This window comes from Rouxiella badensis, from assembly GCF_026967515.2.
Classification (GTDB): domain Bacteria; phylum Pseudomonadota; class Gammaproteobacteria; order Enterobacterales; family Enterobacteriaceae; genus Rouxiella; species Rouxiella badensis.
In genome coordinates this window covers 3786792-3807387 of sequence record NZ_CP114062.1, presented here as the reverse complement: position 1 = coordinate 3807387, position 20596 = coordinate 3786792, and the positions used below count along the sequence as shown (strand labels likewise).

The 20596-nt window shown below is 54.3% G+C and carries 19 protein-coding genes and 1 pseudogene; 17 read left to right on the top strand and 3 right to left on the bottom strand.

The genetic code is table 11. From position 1 onward, the window contains the following. The first annotated feature begins 17 nt into the window (after positions 1 to 17). The 11 genes and pseudogenes from udp to tatD all read left to right on the top strand — a co-directional run bounded on the left by udp (position 18) and on the right by tatD (position 9721). Positions 18 to 779 (top strand): uridine phosphorylase, encoded by a 762-nt coding sequence (udp, locus tag O1V65_RS17540; RefSeq protein ID WP_017492564.1) that lies wholly within the window; start codon positions 18 to 20, stop codon positions 777 to 779. A gap of 141 nt (positions 780 to 920) precedes the next feature. Then, positions 921 to 1703, top strand: a complete 783-nt coding sequence (locus tag O1V65_RS17535; RefSeq protein WP_084912519.1) for a tyrosine-protein phosphatase — start codon at positions 921 to 923, stop codon at positions 1701 to 1703. Positions 1704 to 1797: 94 nt separating this feature from the next. After that, positions 1798 to 2325 carry a DedA family protein gene (locus tag O1V65_RS17530; protein ID WP_084912520.1) on the top strand — a complete coding sequence of 176 codons (528 nt, stop codon included), beginning with the start codon at positions 1798 to 1800 and terminating at the stop codon, positions 2323 to 2325. 145 nt (positions 2326 to 2470) lie between these two features. Next, positions 2471 to 4063 (top strand): DNA recombination protein RmuC, encoded by a 1593-nt coding sequence (gene rmuC / locus O1V65_RS17525; protein ID WP_017492561.1) that lies wholly within the window; start codon positions 2471 to 2473, stop codon positions 4061 to 4063. A 137-nt stretch (positions 4064 to 4200) separates the two neighbouring features. Continuing rightward, positions 4201 to 4974, top strand: a complete 774-nt coding sequence (gene ubiE / locus O1V65_RS17520; RefSeq protein ID WP_017492560.1) for a bifunctional demethylmenaquinone methyltransferase/2-methoxy-6-polyprenyl-1,4-benzoquinol methylase UbiE — start codon at positions 4201 to 4203, stop codon at positions 4972 to 4974. Between the two features lie 13 nt (positions 4975 to 4987). Next, positions 4988 to 5596, top strand: a complete 609-nt coding sequence (gene ubiJ / locus O1V65_RS17515) for a ubiquinone biosynthesis protein UbiJ (RefSeq protein WP_017492559.1) — start codon at positions 4988 to 4990, stop codon at positions 5594 to 5596. Next, entirely contained in the window at positions 5596 to 7236 is a 1641-nt protein-coding gene (ubiB, locus tag O1V65_RS17510; protein WP_017492558.1) for a ubiquinone biosynthesis regulatory protein kinase UbiB, read from the top strand. Before ubiJ ends, ubiB begins: the two co-directional genes overlap by 1 nt. A gap of 118 nt (positions 7237 to 7354) precedes the next feature. Further along, positions 7355 to 7624, top strand: coding sequence for a Sec-independent protein translocase subunit TatA (gene tatA / locus O1V65_RS17505; RefSeq protein WP_017492557.1), 270 nt, complete (start codon positions 7355 to 7357; stop codon positions 7622 to 7624). Positions 7625 to 7627: 3 nt separating this feature from the next. Beyond that, a pseudogene (gene tatB / locus O1V65_RS17500) lies at positions 7628 to 8077 on the top strand (Sec-independent protein translocase protein TatB); the annotation flags it as partial. Positions 8078 to 8106: 29 nt separating this feature from the next. Continuing rightward, complete coding sequence (gene tatC / locus O1V65_RS17495; RefSeq protein ID WP_017492555.1) at positions 8107 to 8877, top strand: Sec-independent protein translocase subunit TatC; 771 nt, start codon at positions 8107 to 8109, stop codon at positions 8875 to 8877. Between the two features lie 58 nt (positions 8878 to 8935). Next, positions 8936 to 9721 carry a 3'-5' ssDNA/RNA exonuclease TatD gene (gene tatD, locus O1V65_RS17490; protein WP_269129902.1) on the top strand — a complete coding sequence of 262 codons (786 nt, stop codon included), beginning with the start codon at positions 8936 to 8938 and terminating at the stop codon, positions 9719 to 9721. 30 nt (positions 9722 to 9751) lie between these two features. On the opposite strand, the gene rfaH is transcribed toward tatD, so the two are convergent. Further along, a complete protein-coding gene (rfaH, locus tag O1V65_RS17485; RefSeq protein WP_084912521.1) occupies positions 9752 to 10240 on the bottom strand; it encodes a transcription/translation regulatory transformer protein RfaH in 489 nt (162 codons plus the stop codon). Between the two features lie 128 nt (positions 10241 to 10368). On the opposite strand from rfaH, the gene pepE reads away from it, so the two are divergent. The 3 genes from pepE to fre all read left to right on the top strand — a co-directional run bounded on the left by pepE (position 10369) and on the right by fre (position 13500). Beyond that, the gene (pepE, locus tag O1V65_RS17480; RefSeq protein ID WP_269129901.1) at positions 10369 to 11094 is read left to right on the top strand and encodes a dipeptidase PepE; all 726 of its coding nucleotides are present in this window, start codon (positions 10369 to 10371) and stop codon (positions 11092 to 11094) included. Between the two features lie 145 nt (positions 11095 to 11239). Next, complete coding sequence (gene ubiD, locus O1V65_RS17475) at positions 11240 to 12727, top strand: 4-hydroxy-3-polyprenylbenzoate decarboxylase (protein ID WP_017492551.1); 1488 nt, start codon at positions 11240 to 11242, stop codon at positions 12725 to 12727. A 71-nt stretch (positions 12728 to 12798) separates the two neighbouring features. After that, the gene (gene fre / locus O1V65_RS17470; RefSeq protein ID WP_026110626.1) at positions 12799 to 13500 is read left to right on the top strand and encodes an NAD(P)H-flavin reductase; all 702 of its coding nucleotides are present in this window, start codon (positions 12799 to 12801) and stop codon (positions 13498 to 13500) included. Between the two features lie 97 nt (positions 13501 to 13597). Here the strand turns inward: fre and fadA are convergent, their stop codons facing one another. Together fadA and fadB are read right to left on the bottom strand one after the other, a co-directional pair. After that, entirely contained in the window at positions 13598 to 14761 is a 1164-nt protein-coding gene (gene fadA / locus O1V65_RS17465; protein ID WP_165429845.1) for an acetyl-CoA C-acyltransferase FadA, read from the bottom strand. Positions 14762 to 14772: 11 nt separating this feature from the next. Next, positions 14773 to 16962: a fatty acid oxidation complex subunit alpha FadB gene (gene fadB, locus O1V65_RS17460; RefSeq protein WP_084912523.1), complete on the bottom strand. Its 2190-nt coding sequence runs from the start codon at positions 16960 to 16962 to the stop codon at positions 14773 to 14775. A gap of 200 nt (positions 16963 to 17162) precedes the next feature. On the opposite strand from fadB, the gene pepQ reads away from it, so the two are divergent. Genes pepQ through trkH form a run of 3 tightly spaced genes read left to right on the top strand, consistent with a single transcriptional unit; the run spans position 17163 to position 20593 of the window. Continuing rightward, the gene (pepQ, locus tag O1V65_RS17455) at positions 17163 to 18494 is read left to right on the top strand and encodes a Xaa-Pro dipeptidase (protein ID WP_165429844.1); all 1332 of its coding nucleotides are present in this window, start codon (positions 17163 to 17165) and stop codon (positions 18492 to 18494) included. Continuing rightward, entirely contained in the window at positions 18494 to 19102 is a 609-nt protein-coding gene (locus O1V65_RS17450; protein WP_017494390.1) for an IMPACT family protein, read from the top strand. The genes pepQ and O1V65_RS17450 overlap by 1 nt, the downstream gene beginning before the upstream one ends. Positions 19103 to 19141: 39 nt before the next feature. Then, positions 19142 to 20593 (top strand): Trk system potassium transporter TrkH, encoded by a 1452-nt coding sequence (trkH, locus tag O1V65_RS17445; RefSeq protein WP_017494391.1) that lies wholly within the window; start codon positions 19142 to 19144, stop codon positions 20591 to 20593. Positions 20594 to 20596 lie beyond the last annotated feature (3 nt).

The window sequence follows — 20596 nt, the reverse complement described above, 5'->3', positions numbered from 1 at the left end:
TTAAAAGGAGTTTATTTATGTCTCAGTCTGACGTTTTCCATCTTGGCCTGACCAAAAGTAGCCTGCAGGGGGCGACGCTGGCCATTGTTCCGGGTGACCCTGAGCGCGTTGAGAAAATTGCGAGACTGATGGAGAATCCGGTTCGTCTGGCGTCACATCGTGAGTTTACGTCTTGGCGTGCGGAGCTGGACGGCAAGTCCGTCATCGTCTGCTCTACCGGCATTGGAGGACCTTCAACTTCAATTGCAGTGGAAGAGTTGGCCCAGCTGGGCATTCGCACCTTCCTGCGCATTGGCACCACCGGCGCTATTCAGCCCCATATCAACGTCGGTGACGTATTGGTCACGACGGCAGCTGTGCGCCTCGACGGTGCCAGCCTACACTTTGCCCCAATGGAGTTCCCTGCTGTGGCCGATTTCACCTGTACGACCGCGCTGGTCGAGGCTTCCAAAGCCGTGGGCGCGACCGTGCATATCGGTGTGACTGCCTCCTCCGACACCTTCTATCCAGGACAGGAACGTTACGATACCTATTCGGGCCGCGTGGTTCGTCGTTTTAAAGAATCGATGAAAGAGTGGCAGGAAATGGGCGTGATGAACTACGAAATGGAATCGGCAACGCTGTTGACCATGTGTGCGAGCCAGGGCCTGCGTGCCGGGATGGTCGCTGGAGTTATCGTCAACCGCACCCAGCAGGAAATTCCTAACGCCGAAACGATGAAGCAAACAGAAAGTCATGCGGTGAAAATCGTGGTCGAGGCGGCTCGTCGTCTGATCTAATACTGAGAAAGACCTGATTTGTTCATGATCAAAGTCTGAGTTATAGCAAAATACGGGTCGCCAATTGGCGGCCCTTTTTTATCTCGGGCCGGCTATCTGGTATTGTCATGACATTCACTATTAGATTTTTCAGAGGCCCTTATGTCGGCAACCATTTTACTTCACCCTTCACTGGCTCTTTTACAGGGCGGCGTCAATTTCCGTGACCTGGGCGGCAACACTGTCGCTGATGGCCGTCGGGTCAAACACGGTTGGCTTTATCGCTCGGGTGCCCTGGATGGCCTGACAGAACAAGACATAGGCTATTTAAGCAAGGTCCCGGTCAAACATGTTCTGGACTACCGTGATGAGGAAGAGGTCGAGGCGCAACCGGACGTTCTCTGGACTGAATGCGAGTATCACCACGTCCCCGCGAACCCGCCGAGCGACGAGGTCAGCGCTAATCTGGTCGGCCTGAACCTTGAGACCCTCTCCGAGTTTGATCCTCAGACCTTCATGCTGGATCTTTATCGCCGCCTGCCGTTTAACAACCAAGCCTATAAAAAGCTGGTGAGCCTGCTGCTTCAGCCGGGCGGTGGGGCTATCGTGCAACACTGTGCCGTCGGTAAAGACCGGACAGGTATCGGTTCTGCGCTGGTGCTTCTGGCGCTGGGTGCAAGTATCGACACCGTAAAAGAAGATTACCTGCTGACCGACACCACGCTGGCACCCTTCCGTGAAGCGCTGCTCGACCGACTGTCGACCAATCTGCCGCCTTCTGCGCTGAAGAAGTTCGAATACGTGCTTTCGGTGCGTGAAAGCTTCATTGATGCGGCGTTGGAAGCCATTACCGAGCAGTATGACACGCTCGATAACTGGCTGGAGAAAGAGTACGGTTTAACCGCCGAAGTTCGTGAAGAACTGCGCGCGCGTTATCTGGAATAGCCCTTCCGTTAAGCTCCGGTTGTCATTGGATAACTTTTAATGGAATGACATCAAGACAAAACGGCACAGCGTTTTTAAAACACGGGCGGTGATTTTGAGCATTAGCGAAGTTATTCATTACGTGACGGAATTTGTCCGTCAGCATCAGGCTTGGGCAGTGCCTATCGTATTTTTCCTGGCTTTTGGCGAGTCACTGGCTTTTCTGTCTCTGCTGCTTCCGGCCACGGTTATCCTGCTTGGCCTGGGAGCGCTTATCGGTGAGGCGGGGATCCCCTTCTGGCCGATTTTTGCCGGCGCGGCGGCCGGAGCCTTCTTTGGTGACTGGCTATCTTACTGGATTGGTTCGCATTATCGAGACAGCGTGCCGCATATCTGGCCTTTTAAACGCCACCCTCAAATGCTTGAACGCGGCCACGCCTTCTTCGAGCGCTGGGGTATGCCTGGCGCCTTTATAGGCCGTTTCTTTGGTCCTCTGCGAGCGGTTGTACCACTGGTTGCCGGAATTTGCGGTATGCCACAGCGCTATTTTCAGCTGGCGAATTTCACCTCGGCGTTGGTCTGGGGGTTCGGGATCCTCGCACCCGGAGCCTTTGGTATTAAATGGCTGGGCCAGTTCTTCTGACCGCCAGCGTTATGAAAGAACGTCTTTCTTGCCTTCTTCCTGGGAGGCATCTCCCAAAGCACCGACGTAAGAATCAAAAGCATCTGGACATCCATACAGTATGCATTTATTTTGACCTGCAAGAGACTCAGACAGAGGAAAAACCGTGGATATCAGCATTATTTACGCGGTAGGCGCGGCCTTGGTCGGCCTTTTGCTGGGCTGGTTGATTGCCAGTTTACGTCAGCAGCAGCGGCAGGCCGACAGCGAGACGCGCTACAGATTGCTGCAACAGTCACAGACGCAGCTGGCCAGCGAGAAAGACGCCCTGCAGCGTGAAATTGCGCTGGCAAAACAGCAGCAGCGCGAAGGCGAGATAGAACTGCGCAAGCTTTACAGTGCGCAGGCCGCCAGCAGCGAAAAACTTCAGCTTCTGACGCATTGGCAAAGTGAATGCGAACAGCTTAATCAAGAACTGCGGGCTCAGCGTGAAATAAACAGCGCACAGGAAGCCGAGCTGCGGGAAGTCTCGACCCGGCTCGACGAAACCCGCATGGCGGCCGAAGAGAAACAAAGGCTGCTGATCAACAGTGAGCAGCGTCTTAATAGCCAGTTTGAAAACCTCGCCAACCGCATCTTCGAGCAGACCGGACGCCGTGCCGACGAGCAGAATAAGCAGAGCCTGGACAAACTGCTGTTGCCGCTGCGCGAACAGCTCGACGGATTTCGTCGTCAGGTGCAGGACAGCTTTGGGCAGGAGGCGCGGGAGCGTCACACGCTAACCCATGAAATTCGCAGCCTGCAACAGCTCAACGCCCAGATGGCGCGTGAGGCATTGAACCTCACTAAAGCGTTGAAGGGCGACAACAAAACGCAGGGCAACTGGGGTGAAGTTGTGCTGAGTCGCGTGCTCGAGGCTTCGGGGCTGCGCGAAGGCTATGAATACCAAACGCAGGTCAGCGTGCAGACTGAAAATAACAACAGAATGCAGCCCGACGTGGTGGTGCGCCTGCCGCAGAGTAAAGACGTGGTCATTGATGCCAAGATGTCTCTGGTGGCCTACGAACGCTATTTCAACGGCGACGACGACGCCGAACGTGAATCCGCGCTGGGCGAGCATATTGCTTCGATCCGCGGCCACATTCGTATGTTAGGCCGCAAAGACTATCAGCAGTTGCCGGGCCTGCGTAGCCTCGATTATGTGCTGATGTTTATTCCCGTCGAACCGGCCTTTTTGGTGGCTATCGACCGCGAGCCGGAACTGATCGGTGAAGCACTGAATCACAATATCATGCTGGTCAGCCCGACGACCCTGTTGGTGGCGCTGCGAACCATCAGCAATCTTTGGCGCTACGAGCATCAGAGCCAGAACGCCAAGCGCATTGCCGACCGCGCCGCACGCCTCTACGACAAGCTGCGTCTTTTCGTTGACGACATGCAGTCGATGGGGCAAAGCCTCGATAAGGCGCAGACAAGTTATCGTCTCGCAATGAACAAACTTTCCCAAGGCCGTGGTAATCTTATCGGCCAGGTTGAGGGCTTCAGGGCCTTAGGTGTCGAAGTTAAACGGCCTATCAGTCCCTCGCTTGCCGAGCAGGCCAGCGCGGAAGACGACCCGCAATATCAGGCCTCTCTGGAAGAACTGGACGACGCGCGTGATGGTGAAGACAATTCGCCTCTTTCGACCGAAACCGCACCGCCGGATGACGATGCGCATCGGCCGCTCGACGCGATGGCCGCGTCCTCAAAACATTTTTGATTTGTTTTGCTCATAGAGTGAACAATAATTCCGTGCCTTGAACACCGCGTGCGGCGCTAAACGCATCGGTGATGGGGCTTTCCCCGGGGTTCTGATACACTTTCCCCAGGCGATATACTGAATAAGCAGGCAGAAACATGGAAAAGCAGACGCAGGAAAATGTAGATTCTCCAGAAACTACACACTTTGGATTTCGTACCGTAGCCAAAAACAACAAAGCAGAGATGGTCGCTGAAGTCTTTCACTCTGTGGCCGCGAAATATGACCTGATGAATGACCTGATGTCATTCGGTATTCATCGTATCTGGAAGCGTTATGCTATCGACTGTAGCGGTGTGCGTCGCGGCCAGCGCGTTTTGGACCTGGCGGGCGGCACCGGTGACCTGACGGCCAAATTCTCCCGTCTGGTTGGCGAGCAGGGCGAAGTCGTGCTGGCAGACATCAACGATTCCATGCTGAAAATGGGCCGCGAGAAGCTGCGCAATAACGGCATCGTGGGCAACGTCAGCTACGTTCAGGCAAACGCTGAAGCGCTGCCTTTCCCAGACAATTACTTCGACTGCATTACCATCTCCTTTGGCCTGCGTAACGTGACCGAAAAAGAGAAAGCGCTGCGCTCGATGTTCCGCGTGCTGAAGCCGGGCGGTCGTTTGCTGGTGCTGGAATTCTCCAAGCCTCTTCTTGCTCCACTGAGCAAGGCTTATGACACCTATTCATTCCACATTTTGCCAAGAATCGGCGAGCTGGTTGCGCAAGACGCAGAGAGCTATCGCTACCTGGCAGAATCTATCCGTATGCATCCGGATCAGGAAACCCTCAAAGACATGATGTCTGACGCGGGCTTTGAGAACGTGACTTATAACAACCTTACCGGCGGCATCGTTGCGCTGCACCGAGGTTTCAAGTTCTGATATGGAAATGCCGATGTTGTTGACTCCGTTATTAACTGCTGCCATCGAGACCGCCCTTAATCAATTGTTGTTTAAGGATCGCAGTATGAAGGCCGCGAGGCTTCGTCTGGCTGGCAAGGTCTTACGTATCGAACTGCAGGAACTGAGTTCACCGCTGACGCTAATCTTCAGTGAGCAAAAAATTGACGTGGTAGGCCAATGGGATGGTGAGGCAGACTGTACCGTCATCTCACGCCTGTCCGTGCTGCGTAAATTGCGTGACCGGCAGCAGCTGGCTCCTCTGATTCGCAGCGGCGACTTAAACGTCGAAGGCGACATTCAGGTGGTGCAGCAATTCTCGGCTCTGATGGACATGTCCGAGTGGGAACCGGCTGAATTGCTGGCACCTTACATCGGCGACATCGCCGCGCAGGGCATTAGCCAGGCGATAGCGGGAGGCTTCCGCTTTCTGACGTCTGGTGTTAAAAAGCATCAGGGACAGATAGCTCAGGCACTCACTGAAGAGTGGAAGCTTGCGCCGGGCGCACTAGAAGCTGCCTGGTTTAACGATGAAGTTTCTGCCGTTGAACGTCAGGCCCTTGCGCTGGAAGCCCGCATTAACAAACTACTGGGAGGGAATTGATGACTCCAGGTGAAATGCGTCGCCTGTATCTGATTATTCGGGTATTTCTCACTTATGGCCTCGATGAACTGATCCCCAAGATTAAACTGACATTGCCCCTGAGACTGGGGCGTTATCTGTTCTTCTGGATCCCTTTTCGTCACAAAGATAAACAGCTTGGTTCGCGTCTGCGTCTGGCTCTCGAAGAACTTGGCCCGGTCTGGATCAAATTCGGCCAAATGCTCTCGACGCGCCGCGATCTTTTCCCGCCTGACGTAGCCGATCAGCTTGCTCTGCTGCAGGACCACGTCGCTCCGTTCGACGGCGCACTGGCTCGTAAACATATTGAGCTGGCGCTGGGTGGGCCTATCGAAACCTGGTTTGACGATTTTGACCAGAATGCGCTGGCCTCGGCCTCTATTGCGCAGGTTCATACGGCAGTTCTCAAAGAGAACGGCAAAAAAGTGGTCCTCAAGGTTATCCGCCCTGACATCATGCCGATTATCAAGGCCGATACGCGTCTGATGTCGCGTCTTGCAGGCTGGGTATCGAAGCTGTTGCCAGACGGTCGTCGTCTGCGACCTCGTGAAGTGGTTAGAGAGTACGAAAAGACGCTGCTGGATGAGCTGAACCTGCTGCGAGAAGCAGCTAACTCTATTCAACTACGTCGCAACTTTGAAAACAGCCCAATTCTGTATGTTCCTGAAGTGTACTCGGATTACTGCCGTGAACGGCTGCTGGTAATGGAACGCATCTACGGTATCCCGATTTCCGACGTGGCTGCGTTGGAAAAGCAGGGCACCAACATGAAAGTGTTGGCCGAACGCGGCGTTCAGGTATTTTTCACCCAGGTATTTCGTGACAGCTTCTTTCACGCCGACATGCATCCGGGTAACATTTTTGTTAGCTATGAAACGCCTGAAGATCCTTGCTACATAGCTATAGATTGCGGCATAGTTGGATCGCTTAACAAAGACGATAAGCGTTATCTGGCCGAGAACTTTATTGCATTCTTCAACCGTGACTACCGTAAGGTTGCCGAGCTGCATGTCGATTCTGGCTGGGTACCTCGTGACACAAACGTTGAAGAGTTTGAGTTTGCTATTCGTACCGTATGTGAACCCATTTTCGAAAAGCCGCTAGCAGAAATTTCTTTCGGTAACGTATTGTTAAACCTGTTTAATACCGCCAGACGCTTCAACATGCAGGTGCAGCCGCAGCTGGTCTTGCTGCAAAAAACTCTGCTTTACGTTGAAGGCCTTGGAAGACAACTCTATCCACAGCTCGATCTCTGGACCACGGCAAAACCTTTCCTGGAAAGCTGGATCCGCGATCAGGTTGGCCTGCCGGCAATGGTTCGTGCGTTTAAAGAACGTGCTCCATTCTGGATTGAGAAGCTTCCCGAGCTTCCCGAGCTGGTATATGACAGCCTTAAACAGCATCAACTTATGCAGCACAATATTGAAAAACTGACTAATCAGTTACAAACGCAGAATGAACGTCAGGGCCAATCGCGCTATCTTTTCGGCGTTGGAGCAACGTTGCTCATCAGCGGTACGGTATTAATGCTGGGCAAGGTTGAGATTTACCCTGTATGGCTGATTGCTGCGGGGCTGGTCTCATGGATTATCGGATGGAGACGAACCGGACAGACCGAGTAGCCGATAAAACAAAAATGAAGTTATGCGTCGCCTCTGCGGCAGTCATTAATTCCAGCACTCAACGACCGGGAGCCAAAGGCTCAGGTACGGCGAGTGCTTAAAAATTGAGGTAAATACCATGGGTGCATTTAGCCTAACGCACTGGCTGGTCATCGCGGTCATCGTGGTGCTGCTGTTCGGTACCAAGAAATTGCGTGGCCTCGGTAGCGACCTTGGCGCATCGATCAAGGGCTTCAAGAAAGCCATGAACGACGAAGATACGACCAAGACGCACAAAGACACTGAAATAAACGGGTCTGATGCAGATTTTTCGGCCAAGTCTATCAATAGCAGCAAGCCGGAAACGAAAGCAGAAGAAACTAAGAGTCAAAACAAAGAGCAGGTATAAGCCGTGTTCGACATTGGGTTTAGTGAACTGCTGTTGGTATTCGTTATTGGTCTGGTCGTGCTTGGGCCGGAGCGTTTACCTGTAGCGGTAAGAACTGTTGCGGGCTGGATCCGTACACTACGATCGATGGCAGCATCGGTGCAAAATGAACTGAATCAGGAGCTGAAACTGCAGGAACTGCAGGACAGCCTGAAGAAGGCAGAAGAGGCCGGATTAAAGAATTTGTCGCCTGAAATCAAATCGTCTATCGATGATTTGAAAGAGGCGGCTTCTTCGATGAAGCGTTCAATTCATGAGAACCTCAGCCCGGCTGACCAGGCAATTGCCGACGCGAAAGACGGAAACACGATTCATAACCCCGTGCTCAAAGATGCCGAGGCGCACTTCGATGAAGGCGTCTCTCCTGCATCGGCGGCACACGTTGCTGAATCTCCTGCGGCGAAACCTGCTCCTTCTTCACAACCAACGGGTGAACGCTAAACATGGCTGTTGATGATACACAACCGCTTATCAGCCATCTGATAGAACTGCGTAAGCGTCTGCTGAATTCTATTATTTGCGTGATTGTGGTGTTTTTGGCGCTGGTTTACTTCGCCAATGATATTTACGACCTGGTTTCTGCTCCATTGATCAAAGTGATGCCATCAGGCGCCAGTATGATTGCGACGGACGTGGCATCGCCATTCTTTACGCCTATCAAGCTGACTATGATTGTTTCGGTGTTTGTCTCGGCTCCCTTCATCCTTTATCAGGTGTGGGGTTTCGTGGCACCGGCGCTTTACAAGCACGAACGCCGTTTGATGATGCCACTGCTTATCTCAAGCTCCTTCCTGTTTTATCTCGGCATGGCGTTTGCCTACTTCCTGGTGTTTCCGCTGGCTTTCGCATTCTTTGCGAAAACCGCACCGGCTGGCGTAGAGATTGCGACGGACATTAATAAGTATCTCGACTTCGTGATGACCATTTTTATGGCCTTCGGCGTGTCTTTCGAGGTGCCTATCGCTATCATCTTGCTGTGCTGGACCGGCGTAACCAATCCTCAGGATTTACGCAAAAAACGTCCTTATGTGCTGGTTGGTGCCTTCGTGGTCGCTATGCTGCTGACGCCACCAGACGTCTTCTCGCAAACTCTGCTGGCGATACCGATGTATTGCCTGTTTGAGATTGGCGTGTTCTTTGCCCGCTACTATGTGGGGAAAGGTCGTCGTGATAATCAGGACGAAGACGTGGACAGCGAATCTGATGCGTCCTAAGCGATAAAACAAGATTAACAAACCGCCCCGATGGGCGGTTTCTTTTTTGAGAGACAGTATGTTTGAAATTGGCCTGAATTTAACCAGTAATCAATTTGATAAAGACCGTGCAGAGGTTGTGGCGCGCGCCGAAGAGGCGGGGCTGAGCGGCATGCTGATTACCGGCACCTCGCTCGAAGAAAGCCAGCAGGCACAGACGTTGGCGGCGCAATACCCCGATTATTGCTGGTCAACGGCGGGCGTGCATCCTCATCAGGCGAGTCAGTGGGACAGCCGCGTTGAGCAGGCAATCCGCGCTTTAGCCGCCGAAGCCAACGTGGTCGCCATTGGCGAATGCGGTTTAGACTTTAACCGCAACTTCTCAACGCCTGCCGATCAGGAACGCGCCTTTACGGCACAGCTTGCCCTGGCCGCCGAGCTGTCGCTGCCGGTGTTCCTCCACTGCCGTGATGCACATCCGCGTTTTGCCGAGCTGCTCACGCCCTGGCTGCCAAAGTTACCGGGTGCCGTATTGCACTGTTTTACCGGCAGCCAGCAAGAGCTTGAACACTATTTATCGTTGGGCCTGTCGATCGGTATAACCGGTTGGGTATGTGACGAGAGACGCGGGCTGGAGCTGCGCGAGATGCTACCGCTGATCCCAGTCGATCGCCTGCTTCTAGAGACAGATGCGCCGTACTTATTGCCGCGTGATTTGGAAAACAAGCCGAAGAATCGCCGTAATGAACCCTGCTTCCTGCCGCACATTGTCAGGCAGGTGGCGCTGTGGCGCGCTAAAGATGAGGACCCGGTATGGCTTGCGCAAATAACCGACGACAACGCGCGTCGGCTATTTAAAATTTAAGCCGTAGCTGAGGCAGAAGAGCGGGATGTGTCAGATTTTCTGAAATTCAGTATTGCTGATGCTTTGTCTCACCTGTTTATTTAGCAGGTTTAACAGCAGGTGAGAACGCCTTTCGCCATCAGGTTCGGTATAGATAGCCTGCAGGCCTTCGAATGCTCCGTCGATGATAAGAACAGTATCGCCTTCGTGCGGCGTCTCGGGATCCCTAACGTCAGACGGAGGTTCATTGATCAGTTGTTCAATAACCTTAGGGTGGACCGTGGCAAGCTGATTTCCAAAACGGACAAAATGGCTAACACCGCGGGTCGCACTAATGGTCGTGGTATGGATTTTTTCAGGATCAAATGCGATAAACATATAATTCGGAAATAGAGGTTCATCCGCCATCGTTCGGCGACCGCGCACCATTTTTTCCAACTTGATCGTGGGAACCAGACATTGAACGTGTTGACGCTCAAGATGTTCCTGGGCACGAAGATGTTGACCTCGTTTGCAATACAGTAAGTACCAGCTTTCCATTTTTCATTTTCCTCGTGACGAACACGTTGAGAATAACAAAAGCTTTAAGGGATAAATAGCCGCGCGTGCGGCCCCCCATTGGTAGTAATGATAACATTCAACAAGATAACCATCTTCGGAGAAAAGTCATGGAGTTGTTCCTACTCAGCAACGGCAAACTTTCGGGCGATAGCCAGCTTCTCGGCTATGCGCACCAGCAGATCAAGGCGATGTTTGAGGCTCGCAACATCACTTCTGCGGTGTTTATTCCTTACGCCATTATTCGCGGCGACTACGATGAACGTGCTCGCGACCTCGAGCAGTCGTTGGGCATCAAGATAGAGAGCATCCATCATTCTGCCGTGCCGTCTGAGGCTATCGAACAGGCGCAGTGTATTCTGGTCAGTGGGGGCAATACCTGGTTTTTGAACCAGATGCTGCACGAGAAAGGTCTGATTGTGCCGATTCAGCGCGCGGTGCGTGAACGCGAAGTGCCTTATCTCGGTTGGAGCGCGGGCTGCAATGTCGCCACGCCAAGTATCCGTACCACCAACGACATGCCGGTACGTTCTTCCGTTGTCCTGCCTGCGTTGGGCCTGTTCCCGGTGCAGATCAATCCTCATTACATTGACGCTCACATCAGCGGTCACATGGGTGAAACGCGAGATGAGCGCCTCGCCGAGTTCTGTGCGGTGAACCCGACCGAGTCGGTTGTTGCCCTGCGCGAAGGCAGCATGCTGCATGTTTCAGGCAATGAGCTGAGCTATTACAGCGCTAAAGGCGAGGGCTTCAAGGTCTTCCGCCATGGACAGGAAACGCAGGAATATCGGGACACGCGAGCACTTTCTGGCCTTGTTCCCTTTACCTGTGTTTAATAGATTAGTCAGCCTTACGGGCCTGAAATAATCCTGCTGGTCGTTCAGTTTTGGTCCATTAAAATTGAAAAAAGCAGCCACGGCGGCCGACAGGCTTTATACTGCCCTCTAAATTTGGTGATAAAACATTAATGACGTGCCTCGTATGAAATATCGTGACCTGCGTGACTTCCTGTCTTTGCTTGAAAAGAAGGGTGACCTCAAACGCATCAGCCAGCCCGTTGATACTTACCTCGAAATGACTGAAATCGCTGACCGTACGCTGCGTGCGGGCGGACCGGCGCTGCTTTTTGAGAATCCGAAAGGCTATAACATGCCGGTGCTGTGCAACCTGTTCGGGACTCCCGAGCGTGTTGCTATGGGCATGGGGCAGGACGACGTCAGCGCGCTGCGCGACGTGGGCGAGTTGCTGGCCTTCCTGAAAGAGCCTGAGCCACCGCGTGGGTTCCGTGATTTCTACGACAAGATGCCCAAGTTCAAGCAAGTGTTGAATATGCCCACCAAATGCCTGAGCTCTGCGCCTTGTCAGGAGGAGGTCTGGGAAGGGGATGATGTTGACCTGGGGCGTATCCCCGTCATGCACTGCTGGCCTGAAGACGCCGCGCCGCTTATCACCTGGGGCCTGACGGTGACTCGTGGTCCGCACAAGCCCCGTCAGAATCTGGGCATTTATCGCCAGCAGGTTCTGGGCAAAAACAAACTGATTATGCGTTGGCTGTCGCATCGCGGCGGCGCGCTGGACTTCCAGGAGTGGTGTCAGCAGAACCCGGGCAAGCGTTTCCCGGTTTCTGTTGCGCTTGGCGCTGACCCGGCGACCATCCTCGGTGCCGTGACGCCGGTTCCTGACACACTTTCTGAATACGCTTTCGCGGGCCTGCTGCGTGGCAACAAGACGGAAGTGGTCAAATGTATTTCTAACGACCTTGAAGTCCCTGCCAGCGCGGAAATCGTGCTCGAAGGTTACATTGAGCCGGGCGAAATGGCACCGGAAGGCCCTTACGGCGATCATACTGGCTACTATAATGAAGTAGATAGCTTCCCGGTGTTTACGGTCACGCACATTACTCAGCGCAAAGACCCCATCTATCATTCGACCTTTACCGGTCGTCCACCGGATGAGCCTGCGGTATTGGGACTGGCGCTGAATGAGGTCTTCGTTCCAATCCTGAAGAAGCAGTTCCCGGAGATTGTCGATTTCTATCTTCCGCCCGAAGGTTGCTCATACCGTCTGGCCGTTGTGACGATGAAGAAACAGTATGCCGGACACGCCAAGCGCGTCATGATGGGCGTCTGGTCCTTCTTGCGGCAGTTTATGTACACCAAGTTTGTTATTGTGTGTGACGACGACGTGAATGCGCGCGACTGGAAAGACGTTATCTGGGCCATTACTACTCGCATGGATCCAGCGAGGGATACGGTTCTGGTTGAAAATACGCCTATCGACTATCTTGATTTTGCTTCCCCGGTTTCAGGGCTGGGTTCCAAAATGGGGATGGACGCCACCAACAAGTGGCCGGGTGAGACACAGCGCGAATGGGGACGTCCGATTGTAATGGACCCTAAAGTGCGCGATCGCGTTGACGCTATCTGGGACGAGCTGGGCATTTTTGATAACGTCAAGCCGGGCAAATAAACTCTCGATGACAAACGGCGCTCGGCACTGTTTGTCATCACTGATTCAATGATGACCCTCAGAGGGAACGCATGACAATAATGAGCTGTAAAGTGTCCTCAGTTGAGGCCATAACCGACACCGTATATCGGGTTCGCCTGCAACCTGAATCATCTTTTTCATTTCGTGCCGGTCAATATCTGATGGTCGTGATGGATGAGCGCGACAAGCGTCCGTTCTCAATCGCTTCGGTACCTGACGAAAAAAACTATCTCGAGCTACACATCGGGGCTTCCGAGATGAATCTGTATGCGATGGCAGTGATGGATCGCATTCTGAAAGAGCAGACGATTAACGTCGACCTGCCGCACGGCGATGCCTGGCTGCGTGAAGATGGCGATCGTCCGCTGGTGTTGATTGCCGGCGGTACCGGATTCTCCTACGTGCGTTCCATTTTGGTGACGGCGCTGAAGCAAAAGCCTGAGCGCGATATTTCCATCTATTGGGGCGGTCGTGAGCTGAAGCACCTGTACGACTTGGGTGAGCTTGAAGCGTTGAGTGTGGTACACCCGAACCTGAAAGTGATCCCGGTTGTTGAGCAGACGGAAGAGGGCTGGCAGGGCCGGAACGGCAACGTACTGAGCGCGGTATTGCAAGACTTCGAATCGCTGAGCGAGCATGACATTTACATCGCCGGTCGTTTCGAGATGGCCAAAGTAGCCCGCGAACGTTTCTGTGCCGAGCGCGGTGCGCTTGAAGACCGCATGTTCGGCGATGCGTTTGCCTTTATCTGATTTGCCAAAAAATCGGTAAAAAAACCCGCCCCTTGATAAGGGCGGGAAAAACATCAATTGCACACTTTCAACCTTGTCTTGCACTGAAACCTTTCTTCTATACCCGCTCAAAAACGGTTGCTATCCCCTGACCCAATCCAATGCACATGGTTGCCACGCCAAACTGCGCGTCTTTGCGTTCCATCAGGTTGAGCAGCGTGGTAGAGATACGTGCGCCCGAGCAGCCCAGCGGATGCCCCAGCGCAATCGCGCCGCCGTTGAGGTTCACCTTGTGATCTATGCTCTCCAGCAAGCCGAGATCTTTAATGCACGGCAGCGACTGGGCGGCGAAGGCCTCGTTCAGCTCGAACAGGTCGATGTCCTGCACCGAGAGTCCGGCACGTTTCAACGCCAGCCGCGTTGCCGGAACCGGACCGTATCCCATAATCGACGGGTCACAGCCCACTACGGCCATCGCACGGATTTTTGCCCGCGCCTTAATGCCCAGGGAGGCCGCGCGTGACTCGCTCATGATGAGCATTGCCGAAGCACCGTCCGAAAGCGCGGAGGAACTGCCCGCCGTCACCGTACCATTGACCGGATCAAATGCCGGACGCAGCGCCGCCAGCGACGCCGCAGTGGTTTCAGGGCGGATGACCTCGTCGTAGTCCAGGCCAATCAGCGTGCCGTCGGCATTGTGGCCGTAGGTTGGGATGATTTCATTGGCAAAATGTCCGGCAACGGTTGCCGCATGCGCGCGCTGGTGCGAACGGGCGGCGAATTCGTCCTGCATTTCGCGGCTGATATTGTGCATCTTGGCGAGCATCTCGGCGGTCAGGCCCATCATGCCCGCCGCTTTTGCCACCGTGCGGCTGAGGCCGGGATGAAAATCAACGCCGTGATTCATCGGCACATGGCCCATGTGTTCCACGCCGCCGATCAGGCTGATGTCCGCATCGCCGACCATAATGGTGCGTGCCGCATCGTGAAGGGCCTGCATCGATGAACCGCAGAGCCGGTTAACCGTGACCGCCGGTACGCTGTGTGGGATCTCGGCCAGTAGTGCCGCATTGCGCGCCACGTTGAAGCCTTGTTCCAGCGTTTGCTGCACGCAGCCCCAATAAATGTCGTCGATTTCTTTCGGGTCCAGCGCTGCATTACGCGTCAGCAGGGCGCGCATCAGATGCGCAGATAAATCCTCGGCCCGCACGTTGCGGAAGGCTCCGCCTTTGGAGCGGCCCATCGGCGTGCGAACCGCATCCACTATGACTACGTTTTCCATGATTCCGCTCCTTATGCCTGACGGCCCATGTTGATATCAGCCAAGGGTACGGGCTGTGGATAATAGCTTTCATTCATCTCAGCTTTGCGGCGCAGGCCGTCGGGCGCCTGATAGAGTGGGCCGAGATGGGCGTAGTGTTCGGTAAGCTGCAGGTATTTTGCAGTGCCTAGGGTATCCAGATAACGGAATACGCCGCCGTGGAACGGAGGGAAACCAATACCGTAGACCAGCGCCATATCCGCTTCGGCCGGACTGGCTATAATCCCTTCCTCAAGGCAGCGCACGACTTCGTTAATCATTGGGATCATCATCCGCGCGATAATTTCTTCAGGGCTGAAGGTCGTCGGCTTCGCATCAGCCTGTGCCAACAGCGTATTCACCTCGGCGTCCTGATCTTTACGCGGTTTGCCCTTGCTGTCTTCGCTGTAGCGATAGAAGCCAAGCTGATTTTTTTGCCCAAAACGTTCAGCGTCAAACAGGATATCAATCACATCTCGATAGTCTTTGGCCATCCTGTCCGGGAAGCCGTTGGCCATGACCGCGTGGGCGTGATGCGCGGTGTCGATACCTACCACGTCGAGCAGGTAAGCCGGGCCCATTGGCCAGCCAAACTGTTTTTCCATCACTTTATCAATCTGAATGAAGTCCGCGCCGTCACGCATCAACAGGCTAAAGCCGGCGAAGTAAGGGAACAGCACGCGATTGACGAAGAATCCTGGACAGTCATTTACCACGATAGGCGTTTTGCCCATTGCTGAGGCGTAGGCCACCACGCGGGACAGCGTCTGTTCGGAGGTCTTGCTGCCGCGGATGATTTCAACCAGCGGCATACGGTGTACCGGGTTAAAGAAGTGCATGCCGCAGAAATTCTCAGGGCGCTTAAGAGCCGCCGCCAGCGTGTCGATAGGAATGGTCGAGGTATTGGAAGCCAGAACCGCGTTGCTCTCAAGCAACGCTTCGGCCTCGGCCAGCACCGCAGCTTTGACCTTTGGATTCTCAACCACGGCTTCAACCACAACCTGAGCGCGTTCAATGCCGCTGTAGCTGAGTGTCGGTTGGATAGTCGAGAGGATCTTTGCCATCTTAAGGCCATCAATCTTGCCGCGCTCAAGCTGTTTGTTCAGCAGCTTGGCCGCTTCGTTCATCCCCAAATGCAGCGATTTATCGTTGATATCCTTCATGATGACCGGCACGCCCTTCAGCGCCGACTGATAGGCAATCCCGCCGCCCATGATACCCGCGCCCAGTACCGCCGCCTGTTCAGGCTTGCCGTTGCTGCCTGCTAGTTTTTTGGCTTTGCTTTTTACGAGCTGATCGTTGAGGAAGATACCCACCAGTGCACGGGCCTCGGCAGACTGTGCGAGGGGGACGAAGCTGCCGGTTTCCAGCGCAAGCGCTTCATCACGACCTAGCGTCGCGGCGGCTTCAATGGTTTTGACGGCGGTCATCGGTGCGGGATAGTGTTTGCCCGCGGTTTGCAGCACCATGCTTTTTGCTACGCTAAAACTCATCGTCGCCTCAATGCGGCTGAGTTTGAGCGGTAAAAGTTTAGGCTGACGCGCAGCGCGCCAGTCCAGCTTGCCCGCTATCGCCTCACGCAGGACGGTTAGCGCGGAGTCGTGAAGTTTCTCGACGCTGACGACGGCGTCGACCAGACCGACCTTCAGGGCTTCGTCGCCGCTGAGGTCTTTACCCGCCGCAATAATTTCTAACGCGCTGTCTGCGCCCAGCAGGCGCGGCAAACGCACGGAGCCACCGAAGCCCGGCATAATGCCTAAACGGGTTTCAGGCAGGCCGATACGGGTATCCGCTGTCGCGACGCGAAAGTCGGTGGCTAATACACATTCACATCCACCGCCCAACGCATAGCCACTAATGGCCGATACGGTGGGCACGGGGAGATCTTCAAGACGGCAGAAAATGCCGTTAGCAAAGCCCAGCCATTGTTGCAGCTTTTCGGCCGGAGCGGTAAACAGTGACAGGAACTCGGTAATATCGGCGCCGACGATAAACGCGGGCTTGGCCGAACTCAGCAGTAAACCTTTTAATTCAGTACTTTTCTCGAGTATAGAAATCGCCTCGCCCAGACTGGCAACGGTCTGAGTGTCGAGTTTATTAACGGAGCCTGGAGCATCAAACACCAGCTCGGCAATCCCGTCTTCGAGCCAGTGCAGGTGTAGTGTTTCGCCTTGGTAGAGCATGTCTCTCTCCTGAATCATCGGTGATGATCTGGTATGACCAGATGAAAGGAGTGTGGTTTTGATGTTAACGAAATGCAAATGAGCTGATTGATATTTGCAGGCAAGATCACAAAGCCCACGGGGCTACGGCTGACATCGGGCTGTGATAAGATGCGGCAACGTTTTTCATTTATCGTATGAATCCAGTAAAGGACAGGTCGATGGAATCTCTCTCTACACTCTATAAAGAACATATCGCCGTTTTACAGGCACGTGCCCTCGAAATTCTGCACCGCAATCAGCTTGATGCCCTGCTAATTCACTCGGGCGAGCTGCAGATTTCCTTCCTCGATGACTACAGCTATCCCTTCAAGGTGAACCCGCAGTTCAAGGCCTGGGTTCCTGTCACGCAAGTGCCAAACTGCTGGCTGTGGGTCGATGGCGTGAACCCGCCGAAACTGTGGTTCTATTCACCGGTGGATTACTGGCACAGCGTAGAGCCGCTGCCTGACTCGTTCTGGACCAAAGACGTTCAGGTGTTGCCGCTTGCAAAAGCGGACGCCATCAAAGCGCAGCTGCCTGCCGATTTGTCTCGCGTGGCGTATATCGGTTACAGCCCAGCGCGTGCGCTGAACCTCGGTATTTCTGCTGACCACCTTAATCCAAAGGCGGTGCTGGATTATCTGCACTACCATCGCGCCTACAAGACCGGCTACGAAGTGGCCTGTATGCGTGAAGCGCAGAAGCTGGCAGTGAGTGGCCATCGCGCGGCGAAAGAGGCCTTCCTCTCCGGCATGAGCGAATTTGACATCAGTATGGCGTACCTGACCGCTACCGGTCATCGTGAAACCGAAGTGCCTTACGGCAATATTGTGGCGCTGAACGAACACGCGTCGGTTCTGCATTACACCACGCTTGAACATCGCCCACCGGCCGAGATGCGTAGCTTCCTGATTGACGCCGGTGCCGAGTACAACGGCTACGCTGCTGACTTGACGCGCACCTACGCGGCAAAAAGTGACAATGCTTTTGCCGCGCTGGTGAAGGACCTCAATACCGAACAGCAGGCGTTGATCGATACGATAAAACCCGGTGTGCGCTATACCGACTATCATGTTCAGATGCATCATCGCATCGCGCGTCTTCTTAAGTCGCACGGGCTGGTGGTGGGTATGAGTGAAGAGGCGATGGTCGAGCAGAATCTGACGGGACCTTTCCTGCCGCACGGTCTGGGGCATCCGCTGGGTCTACAGGTTCATGACGTCGGCGGATTCATGCAGGACGAAAACGGCACTCATCTTGCCGCGCCGTCACAGTATCCGTATCTTCGCTGTACCCGTATTGTTCAGCCGGGCATGGTGCTGACCATCGAACCGGGCCTGTACTTTATCGAATCACTGCTCGCGCCGTGGCGTGAAGGTCAGTTCAGTAATCATTTTGACTGGGCAAAAATCGATGCGTTGAAGCCGTTTGGCGGGATTCGTATCGAAGACAATATTGTTATCCATGATAATCGTATTGAAAACATGACCCGCGACCTGAAGCTGGCGTGATGCAGCCTTATCCTGTTCCTGCTCAGTCGGTCGAGATTAGCGAAGAGATAAAGAAGAGTCGTTTTATCACGCTTCTGCAACCGACGCCGGGCGTTGAAGCGGCGAAGGCGTTTATCCAGCAGGTGAAGAGCCAGCATCCTTCTGCGCGTCATCACTGCTGGGCCTTTGTAGCGGGTGCGCCCAGCGACTCTCAACAGCTGGGATTCTCGGATGACGGCGAGCCTGCGGGCACCGCCGGAAAGCCAATACTCGGACAGCTGATGGGCAGTGGGATAGGGGAGATTACCGCTGTGGTGGTTCGCTACTACGGCGGCATAAAGCTGGGTACCGGTGGCCTGGTCCGCGCCTACGGTAACGGTGTGCAGCTGGCATTGGCTCAGCTGTCAGTTATTGAACGCGTGCCACAGACCGAGTTTTTGCTGCGCTGCGACTATGCACAAATCTCGATGGTTGAGACGTTACTCCAGCAGGTCGGTGGCAGCATAGTACAAAGTGAATACGGTGCCGCCGTGGACCTGCGCCTGGCGTTGCCAGCATATGAAGCGGCAGAAATAGCGAATCGACTTTTTAACCTCAGTCGCGGTTCGCTGGTTTTGCAGCCTGTTTGATCAATCTATCGCAATTTATCTGCTGAGGAACGCGCCAGCATGCATTTCCGTGCCATAACCCGCATCGTCGGGGTACTCGTCATCCTGTTCTCCGGAACGATGATTATTCCCGGCTTAGTGGCTTTAATTTATCGAGACGGGGCCGGGCGCGCGTTCAGTGAGACGTTTTTCGTTGCGCTGGCCATCGGCCTGTTACTTTGGGTACCCAACCGCAAGCAGCGTAGCGAGCTTAAACCGCGTGAGGGATTTCTCATCGTGGTGCTATTCTGGACCGTGCTCGGCAGCGTGGGGGCTTTACCTTTCCTGTTCTCGGAGCATCCAAACCTTTCTGTTACTGACGCCTTTTTCGAATCGTTTTCCGGGCTGACGACGACTGGCGCGACCACGCTGGTGGGCCTCGACAGTCTGCCGCACGCTATTCTGTTCTATCGTCAGATGCTGCAGTGGTTCGGCGGGATGGGAATCATTGTGCTGGCGGTGGCCATTCTTCCTATCCTCGGCGTGGGGGGGATGCAGCTTTATCGCGCCGAGATGCCGGGGCCGCTGAAGGATAATAAGATGCGTCCGCGCATCGCCGAGACCGCCAAGACGCTGTGGCTCATCTATATTCTGTTGACCATCGTCTGTGCGCTGTCACTCTGGGGTGCCGGGATGTCCGGCTTCGATGCGATTGGGCACAGCTTCTCGACTATCGCACTCGGAGGGTTCTCGACCCATGATGCCAGCATCGGCTACTTCCACAGTGGTACTATCAATACCATCATCGCCATCTTCCTGCTTATCTCCGGCTGTAACTACGGTTTGCACTTTGCCCTGCTCAGCGGCCGCAATATCAAGGTTTACTGGCGTGACCCGGAATTCCGCATGTTCATCGGCGTACAGTTTACGCTGGTGGTGGTGTGTACCTCGGTTCTCTGGCTGCACGATACCTATACTTCAGGGCTTGAGACACTGAATCAGGCGTTCTTCCAGGTGGTATCGATGGCGACAACGGCGGGTTACACCACCGACAGTATTTCCAAATGGCCGCTGTTCCTGCCGATTCTGCTGCTCTGTTCTGCCTTTATCGGGGGATGCGCAGGATCGACGGGTGGGGGGCTAAAGGTTATTCGTATTCTATTGCTGTACCTCCAGGGTTCGCGTGAGCTGAAACGCCTGGTCCATCCGAACGCCGTCTACACCATCAAGCTGGGTAATCGTGCGTTGCCCGAACGTATTATTGAGGCCGTGTGGGGATTCTTCTCCGCCTACGCGCTGGTGTTTATTGTCAGCATGTTGGCGATTGTCGCGACCGGGGTGGATAACTTCTCGGCCTTTGCCGCCGTGACGGCAACGCTCAACAACCTTGGGCCGGGTCTCGGTGTCGTGGCGGACAACTTCCAGTCCATGAACTCTGTCGCCAAATGGATACTGATCGTGACCATGCTGTTTGGTCGCCTTGAGGTATTTACCCTGTTAGTCCTGTTTACCCCAACCTTCTGGAAGGAGTAAGCA